We start from the raw sequence: 4,754 nt of genomic DNA, 5'->3' as shown, positions 1-4,754 counted from the left end.
GTACATCATCGCCACCCGAATCAGCCGGGGGTACGACGACGACGCGTCGGTGACCCCCGGCGAGGCGTAGACCGGCTCGACGTAGAGCAGCCCCCCGTCGCCGAGCGGGAGGGTGAGCAGGTTGCCCCAGCGGATCCGGTTCTGGCCGTCCCGGCCGATCACACCGAGATCCTGGGAGACCGCGGTGTCGGTGGTGATCGCGGTGTTGGCCAGCTTCGGCCCGTTGACCTGACCGGGAATGGTCAGCACCGTGAGCCGGCCGTAGGTGGCCGGGTCCGAACTCGCGCTGATATAGGCGGCCAAGAACTCGCGCTGCAGCCGGTTCATCGCGCTGGTCAGCTGGAACGACGCCGACCCGTCCTTTTTGGCGAGGTCTTTGGCGACGATGTAGTAGGGCGGCTGAAAGCTGCTCGCGGTCGGGTTGGGATCCTTGGGCACATCCCAGAAGTTCTGCGCGGCGAAGAATTCCACCGGGTCGCTGACGTGATACTTCGCCAGCAACAGCCGCTGCACCTTGAACAGGTCCTCCGGGTAGCGCAGGTGCTCGGCGAGATCGGTCGAGATCTCGCCCTTCGGCTTGACGGTGCCCGGGAAGACCCGCATCCACGCCTGCAGCACCGGATCCTTCTCGTCCTGCTGATACAGCGTCACGGCGCCGTCGTAGGCGTCGACGGTGGCCTTGACCGAGTTCCGGATGTAGGACACCCGCTGGTCCGGCAGCAACCGGTTGAACTCCGCCTCGTTGGAGTCCGCGGTCGCCGACGACAGCGAAGTGCGTTCCGAGTAGGGGTAGTTGTTCAGCGTGGTGTAGCCGTCGATGATCCAGACCAGGCGCTTGTTGACGATGGCCGGGTAGATGGTGCTGTCGGTGGTCAGCCACGGCGCCACCGCCTGCACCCGCCGGACCGGGTCGCGGTTGAACAGGATCTTGCTGTTCGAACCGATCACCGACGAGAACAGGAAGTTGCGCTCGGCGAACTTCGCAGCGAACACGCTGCGCGCCAACCAGTTGCCGATCGGGACGCCACCCTCGCCGGTGTAGGTGTAGTTCTTGGTCTCGGTGTTGGTCTCGTAGTCGTATTCCCGGTCGGCACCGTTGCGACCGACGATCGCGTAGTCGGCGAAGGTGTCGGCGATCACCGGCCCGTAGTAGATGCGCGGCTGATCCAGCGGCGCCGGCCCCTCGGACACCACGGTCCCGTTGGCGCCTACGGCGTTCACCAGGAATTCCGGGTAGCCGCCGTTCTGGTTGGGGTCGTTGGCGATTCCGCGCACCGTGTTGGCCGGTGAGGCGATGAAGCCGTTGCCATGGGTGTACACGGTGTGCCGGTTGATCCAGTCGCGCTGGTTGTCGATCAGCCGGTCCGGGTTGAGCTCGCGGGCGGCGACCACGTAGTCGCGCAGGTCGCCGTCGGGGTCCAGGTACCGGTCGATGGCGAGCTGGTCGGGGAAGGAGTAGAAGTTCTTCCCCTGCTGGAACTGGGTGAACGCCGGGCTGACGATGGTCGGGTCGAGCAGCCGAATGTTCGAGGTGGTGGCCTGGTCGGCGGCGACCTGCGCCGCGGTCGCCCGCGCGTCCCCCTTGTAGTCGCGGTAGCTGACCACGTCGTCGGTGATCCCGTAAGCCTGCCGGGTGGCGGCGATACTGCGGCCGATGTATTCGCTTTCCTTCTGGGCGGCATTGGGTTTCACGTTGAATTGTTCGACGATCATCGGCCAGCCGGCACCGACGATCACCGACGACAGCAGCAGCAGCACCAAACCGATGGCCGGGATCTGCAAGTCCCGCAACACGATCGCCGAGAAGACCGCGACGGCGCAGATCACCGCGATCACCATCAGGATCAGCTTGGCCGGCAGCACCGCATTGATGTCGGTGTAGCCGGCGCCGGCGAACGGCTTGCCCGGCCGGGTGTGGCTGAGTAGCTCGTAGCGGTCCAGCCAGTAGGCGGCCGCTTTGAGCAGCACCAGCACACCGGTCAGCACCACCAACTGGATCCGTGCCGGTCTGCTCAGTCGGCCCGCGGTGCCGGCCAACCGGATGCCGCCGAAGATGTAGTGCCCCAGCAGGTTCGCCAGGAACGTCAGGAAGAACGTCACCAGCAGGTAACTGACCACCAGCCGGTAGAACGGCAGGTCGAAGGCGTAGAACCCGAGATCCTTGCCGAACTGCGGGTCGCGGATCCCGAACGCGCCGCCGTGGAAGAACAACTGGATACGCGCCCAGTAGGTCTGCGCCACCACACCGGCCAGCAGTCCGATCGCGACCGGGATGCCGATGCCCACCAGGCGCAGCTGCGCCATCAGCGCGGTGCGGTACCGCGCCACCGGGTCGTTGGGCCCGTTGCCCGGGACGAACACCGGCCGCGCCCGGTACGCCAGCGCCATCCCGGCGAACACGATGCCGCCGACGATCGTCCCAACCACCACGAACAGCACCAGCCGGGTGAGCAGCACGGTGACGAACACCGACCGGTAACCGAGCTCACCGAACCACAGCCAGTCCACGTACCCGTCGATCAGCCGCGGCCCGACCAGCAGCAGGCCGATCGCGGCCACCGCCCCCACGATCAGGTTCCGGCTGCGCCGGGTCAGTTTCGGCATCCCCGCCGCGGGCCGCATACTCACTTGCCAGGCTCCCTGCTCGCCGTCATCACCGAATGCCCCACTGTACGCAACCGCGCCGGTGGGCCGGTCTCGCGACGACCGCTCAGCAGGACGGGGGCTGGCCGCCGGCGACGACGGTGTGCAGCGCATCCACCGCCTGGCTCAGGTTCTCCACCTTGACCAACTGCAGCCCGTCGTTGTCCGCGCGGGCCTCGTAGCAGTTGTCGGCCGGCACCAGGAACACCGTCGCACCGGCCTCGTGGGCGGCGATCATCTTGTGGGTGATCCCGCCGATCTTGCCCACTTCGCCGTCGACCCCGATGGTCCCGGTACCGGCCACGAAGGTGTTCCCGGCCAGCTCGCCGGTGGTGAGTTTGTCGACGACGGCCAGGCTGAACATCAGCCCCGCCGAGGGGCCGCCGACGTTGGCCAGGTTGAACTCGACCTTGAACGGCGCCCACGGCGCGTCGAGCACACCGACGCCCAGGAAGCCGTGGTCGTGCTGGTCGCTGGCCCCCAGCGTGATCCGGGCCACCCCGGACGGGCTGTTCTTTCGCCGGTAGCTGATCGCCGCCACTTCGCCCGGCCGGGTGTGCGACAGGATCTCGGTGAACTCATCGACGGTGGCCACTGGGGTGCCGTTGACCGCCTCGACGGCGTCGCCCACCTGCAGCTCACCGGCGGACGGCCCGGGGTCGCGTACCTCGGCCACGGTCACCGCCGCCGGGTAGCGCAGGTAGCCCAGCGCGGCGTACTCGGCGCTCTGCTCGGAGTTCCGGAAGTCGGCGTCGTTCTCCTCGTCCACCTCCTCCCGCGATCTGCCGGGCGGATAGACCAGGTCACGGGGCATCAGCTGTTCGCGCCCGGAGAGCCACAGCGTCAGCGCCTCACCCAGGGTCAACCCGTCGCGCTGGGTCACCGTGGTCATGTTCAGATGACCGGTGGTGGGGTGGGTCTCGGTGCCCTCGATGTCGACCACCTGCTTGCCGTCGACGGTGCTCAGGGTGTTGAAGGTGGGCCCGGGGCCCAGCGACACGAACGGCACCGTGACCACCGCCAGCAGCGAGCCGAAAACCATGACCGGCGCCAACGCCACCAGCAGGGTAAGAATCCGCCTGTTCACCCCGCGATGGTAAACGCCGCGGCCCGACCGGGGCGCCACGCCGTCGCGGACCGGTGGGTACCGTTGGGGTCATGGCTGACCTGCCTTTCGGCTTCTCCGCCGGCGATGACCCGGATTCCGGGCGCGGCGACACCGGCTCCGGCTCGGGCTCGGGCTCAGGCGGGGCCGCCGGCTCGGGCGGCTTCGACGTCGGCGACCTCGGCCAGATCTTCACCCGGCTGGGTGAGATGTTCAGCGGCGCCGGGTCGGCGATGGCCGCCGGCACCGCGTCCGGCCCGGTTAACTACGACCTGGCCCGTAAGCTGGCCGCGAGCTCGATCGGCCCGGTCACCGCGATCCCGGCGGCGACGACCACCGCCGTCGGCGACGCGGTCCACCTGGCCGAGACCTGGCTGGACGGGGTGACGTCGCTGCCGGCCGGAACCACCCGCGCCGTCGCGTGGACGCCGACGGACTGGGTGGACCACACGCTGCCGATCTGGCGGCGGCTCTGCGACCCGATGGCCGAACAGATCTCCACGGTCTGGGCCTCCGCGCTGCCCCGGGAGGCGGCCGGCATGGCAACGCCGCTGTTGTCGGTGATGTCGCAGATGGGCGGCATGGCCTTCGGGTCACAACTGGGCCAGGCGCTGGGCCGGCTCGCCGGGGAGGTGCTCACCGGCACCGACATCGGGCTGCCGCTGGGGCCGACCGGGGTGGCGGCGCTGCTGCCCGGCGCGATCGAGGCGCTCGGTGCCGGGCTGGAACAACCGCGCAGCGAGCTCCTCACCTTCCTGGCGGCGCGTGAGGCCGCCCACCACCGGCTGTTCACCCATGTGCCGTGGCTGGCCGGGCAGCTGCTCAGCGCGGTGGAGGCCTACGCCCGCGGGATGAAGATCGACATCCGGGGCATCGAGGAGCTGGCCCAGGGCTTCAGCCCGGCCACCCTGAGCGACCCGCGCGCCATGGAGGAATTGTTGAGCCAGGGCGTCTTCGAACCCAAGCCGACGCCGGACCAGCTGCAGGCGCTGGAGCGGCTGGAGAC

General features: G+C 68.8%; 3 protein-coding genes. 1 reads left to right on the top strand and 2 read right to left on the bottom strand.

Annotated features, from left to right (window positions below; translation table 11 throughout):
• Together AC2VNT_RS11655 and AC2VNT_RS11650 are read right to left on the bottom strand one after the other, a co-directional pair.
• Positions 1 to 2,628, bottom strand: a 2,628-nt coding sequence (locus AC2VNT_RS11655) for a UPF0182 family protein (RefSeq protein WP_486947008.1), incomplete at its 3' end; no start/stop codon positions are given.
• Positions 2,629 to 2,710: 82 nt separating this feature from the next.
• Positions 2,711 to 3,730: a YlbL family protein gene (locus AC2VNT_RS11650; RefSeq protein ID WP_486947007.1), complete on the bottom strand. Its 1,020-nt coding sequence runs from the start codon at positions 3,728 to 3,730 to the stop codon at positions 2,711 to 2,713.
• Between the two features lie 71 nt (positions 3,731 to 3,801).
• Here AC2VNT_RS11650 and AC2VNT_RS11645 point away from each other — a divergent pair.
• The coding region (locus AC2VNT_RS11645; protein WP_486947006.1) for a zinc-dependent metalloprotease at positions 3,802 to 4,754 on the top strand (953 nt) is incomplete at its 3' end.

The sequence above is a fragment of the Mycobacterium sp. TH-M15 genome (assembly GCF_057473705.1).
The sequence above is the reverse complement of the archived record's forward strand: the minus strand, read 5'-3'. Positions and strand labels throughout refer to the sequence as shown.